Raw genomic sequence first — 3756 nt, 5'->3', positions numbered from 1 at the left:
CGCCCGCCCGGACTGATCCTGGCCGCGCACCGCCCCGGCAAACGCACCAGCGTGGACCTGCCGGAGACGCACAGGCACGCGCCGCTGCGTCGCCACCGGCCCGGCGGCGCCCCCCTTCGCGCGATGCCCGCTCCGCGAACCATGGCGTGGCCTATGCGTGGATGGTCGCGTGGCTGGCGCTCGTGGCCTGGGGCGTCTGGACGCAGCGAATCTCCATGGGATGGCTGGCGGCCCTGGTGGCCGTCAACGTGGTGACCTTCGCCGTGTATGCCAGCGACAAGGACGCCGCACGCAGCGGGGGATGGCGCACCAGCGAGCAGCGGCTGCACCTGCTCGCCGTGCTGGGCGGCTGGCCGGCCGCGTGGTGGGCACAGCAGTGGCTGCGGCACAAGTCGAGCAAGGCATCGTTCCGCGCGGTCTACTGGCTCACCGTGGCCGTGCACTGCGCCGCGCTGGCCGCGGTGCTGGCCCATCAGTCGGGCATATTGCTACGTTTTTAGTAGCGACATGCCGGCGATTTCATTGCGCCGCAGGCCGTTTCGATGCCGGGTCTGCGCCAGTCCGGCAACGCCCGACTGGGACGCGTCCCACACGGCGGCCTTGCCCCGCCCTACAGCGCCGACGTCCGGGCCCGGGCCCAATGGCCGCTGAATCCACAGCGAGAGGAACCCTATGAAGCCCTTTGTCCTCGACCCGGACATGACGTCCTCGGCCGGCACCTTCTACCCCACCGGCCATGTCTTCGCCCTCTTTCCCGATGAGGCCCACGCCCGCGATGCCGCCGAAGCCCTGGGGGCCGATGGCGAACGCACCAACATCTCCCACGCCACGCCGGACGCCATCCTGCAGCATGTGGTGCGAACGCTGGGCAATGCCGACACCCCCCTGCCCTCGGTGGGCGCGGAAGGCACCATCGTTCGCCGCATCTCCGACCTGGCCGCGGCCGGGCACCATGGCCTGCTGGTCAAGGTGGGTGACGACGACGACGCGGAAACCCTGCAGGCCGCGCTGGAGCCGCACGGCGCGCAAGCCGCCTTCTATTACCGCCGGCTCATCATCGAGGACCTGATCCCGCAGCCCGTGCCCTGACCGGGCGAGCAGCGTGCACCGGACTGACCGGCAAGGCACCTTGGACTTTGGCGCCCCTGCCGATATAGTTCGCCATGGCCTGCCTCACTGCGTCGTCTGCCGGATGCGCCCCTCTCGCGATGGGGGCGCCGGGCATGGCCTTCCCGCAGGGCTGGCGCCGCCCGCCACCGAACATCGGCATTCCTTCCTGGTGACTGCATGGACACGCCGACTCCCCTGCAAGGAAACCGTCGGCGCCCGTGGACGTCCGGCCTCACCGGCCCCTTCATTGCGATCCTGATACTGCAGGCCGTCGTGGCCTCCGCCAGCCTGTACGTGCTGTCCACCGTGCGCGCGTTCGTTGCAGGCGAGAGCCAGTGGACCAAGGGCCAGAAGGACGCCATCCACCACCTGGGCCAATACGTCGCCACGGGCGAGGGGCGCTTGTACGAGCAGTTCCAGCAGGCCTTGCAGATTCCCCTGGCCGACCGGGAGGCACGGTTGCTCATCGAGGCCCCCGAGCCCGACCTGGCCGGCGCCCGCGACGCGTTCCTGCGCGGCGGCAACCACCCGAGCGACGTGACGGGGCTGATCTGGATGCTCCACCTGTTCCGGGACCACGACATCCTGCGCGAGCCCATCCGGCACTGGATGCTGGGCGACGAATACCTGCAGCGGCTGGACGCCCTGTCGCGCGAGATCCGTGCCGGCTATGTGGCCGGGGGCGTGACGCCCGACATGGTGCAGCGCTGGCAGCGTCAGGTCGATGAGATCGACGTCGGCGTCACGCCGGCCGCCACCGACTTCAGCGCGGCGATGGGCGACAGCTCACGGCGCATCATGGGGTGGCTCCTGTGGCTGAACGTGGCCACGGTGCTGGCGCTGATCGCCCTGACCCTGGCGCACACCCGCCAGTTGATGGGACAACGCCGCCAGGTCGAGGCCACGCTGGAGGCCGAGCGCGAACAGGCGCATACCACCCTGGCGGCCATCGGCGACGGCATCGTCACCACCGATCTGCACGGCAACGTGCGCTACATGAACCCCGCCGCGGAAAGCCTGCTGGCACGCACCGGCCAGGACAGCCTTGGGATGCCGCTGGCGCAACTGCTGCACACGGGCCCCCCAGACGGCGCCAAGGCCACCGGAAGCGCCGAGCCACCCGCCACCCACGGCAGCAGCATCACCCAACTGCTCGAGCGCGCGCTGCACGGCACCGTCGGGCTGCACGACGAACACCCGCACCGCATCGTGCGGCCGGACGGCAGCACGGTGCCCGTCACTTTGGTGGGATCGCCGCTGATGAACCAGGGCCAGTTGGCCGGCGCCGTGCTGGTGCTGCACGACGTGACGCGCGAGCAGCAGTATCTGGAGCAGCTTGCGTGGCAGGCCAGCCACGACACGCTCACCGGCCTGGCGAACCGGCGCGAGTTCGAGCGGCGCCTGGGCCAGATGCTGGCGCGGCCGCGGTCCTCCGAGGTGGCGGGCGCGCTGCTGTACATCGATCTGGACCAGTTCAAGGTGATCAACGACACCTGCGGCCACCCCGCGGGCGACGAGATGCTGCGCGAGGTCTGCCGCATGCTGCAGCGCGGCCTGCGAGAGGGCGACACGCTGGCGCGGCTGGGCGGGGACGAGTTCGGTGTGCTGCTGCACGATTGCCCCCAGGAGGTGGCCGAGCGGATCGCCGAGCAGATCCGCCACCATGCGCAGGAGCTGCGGTTGCCCTGGGGTGCCCGCACCCTGCGCACGGGCCTGAGCATCGGTCTCGTGCACCTGACGGCCGACCTCACCAGCCTGCAGGAGGTGCTGCGCGTGGCCGACATGGCCTGCTACGGCGCCAAGGAGCGCGGGCGCAACACGGTCTATGTCTACCAGCCACAGGACGCGGCCATGTCGCGCCACCTGGACGACATGCACTGGGTGCAGCGCATTCGCCAGGCGCTGGAGCAGGACCGCTTCCAGCTCTACATGCAGGAGATCGCCCCGCTGCGGGCGCCGAACGACGGCGGCATTCATGTGGAGGTGCTGCTGCGCCTGCAGGGGGACGGCGGCCAGGCGATCTTCCCTGGCGAATTCGTGCCAGCCGCAGAGCGCTTCGGCCTCGCACAGGCCCTGGACCGGTGGGTGGTCGAGCACACCTTTGCCGCACTGGCCGAGCGCCGCCGGCAGCAGCCGCAGGAGCGGCCCATCACGCTGTGCGCCATCAACCTGTCCGGCACCAGCGTGGGCGACGAGAGCCTGCTGGAGTACCTGCGCGACCAGATGGCCCGCTACGGCGTGCAGGCCAACCAGCTGTGCTTCGAGGTGACCGAGACCGCGGCCATCGCCCACCTGCCCAACGCGATCCGCCTGATCCGCGAGCTCAAGCAGCAGGGCTGCCATTTCGCGCTGGACGACTTTGGCGCGGGCATGTCTTCGTTCACCTACCTGCGGCATCTGCCGGTGGACTATCTCAAGATCGACGGCGCCCTGGTGCGCGACATGCTGGAGGACCCGGCCAACCGGGCGATGGTGGAGATGGTCAACCACATCGGCCACGTGATGGGCAAGCAGACGATCGCCGAGTTCGCCGAGACGCCGGCCATCGTGGAGGCGCTGCGCGCCATGGGCGTGGACCATGCGCAAGGCCATGCCATCAGCCGCCCGGAGCCGATGCCCCGGGCCGCCGTCCAGGGCACGGCCCCG

At 70.3% G+C, this 3756-nt stretch carries 3 protein-coding genes; all 3 read left to right on the top strand.

The features are described 5' to 3' along the window. On the top strand, positions 1 to 500 hold a 500-nt coding region (locus AC27IQ_RS20185; RefSeq protein ID WP_487090556.1), incomplete at its 5' end, for a DUF1294 domain-containing protein. A 172-nt stretch (positions 501 to 672) separates the two neighbouring features. Next, complete coding sequence (locus tag AC27IQ_RS20180; RefSeq protein ID WP_487090555.1) at positions 673 to 1089, top strand: hypothetical protein; 417 nt, start codon at positions 673 to 675, stop codon at positions 1087 to 1089. Positions 1090 to 1287: 198 nt separating this feature from the next. Then, the coding region (locus tag AC27IQ_RS20175) for an EAL domain-containing protein (protein WP_487090554.1) at positions 1288 to 3756 on the top strand (2469 nt) is incomplete at its 3' end.

The organism is Acidovorax sp. KPB24-07 (assembly GCF_057543315.1).
The sequence above is the reverse complement of the archived record's forward strand: the minus strand, read 5'-3'. Positions and strand labels throughout refer to the sequence as shown.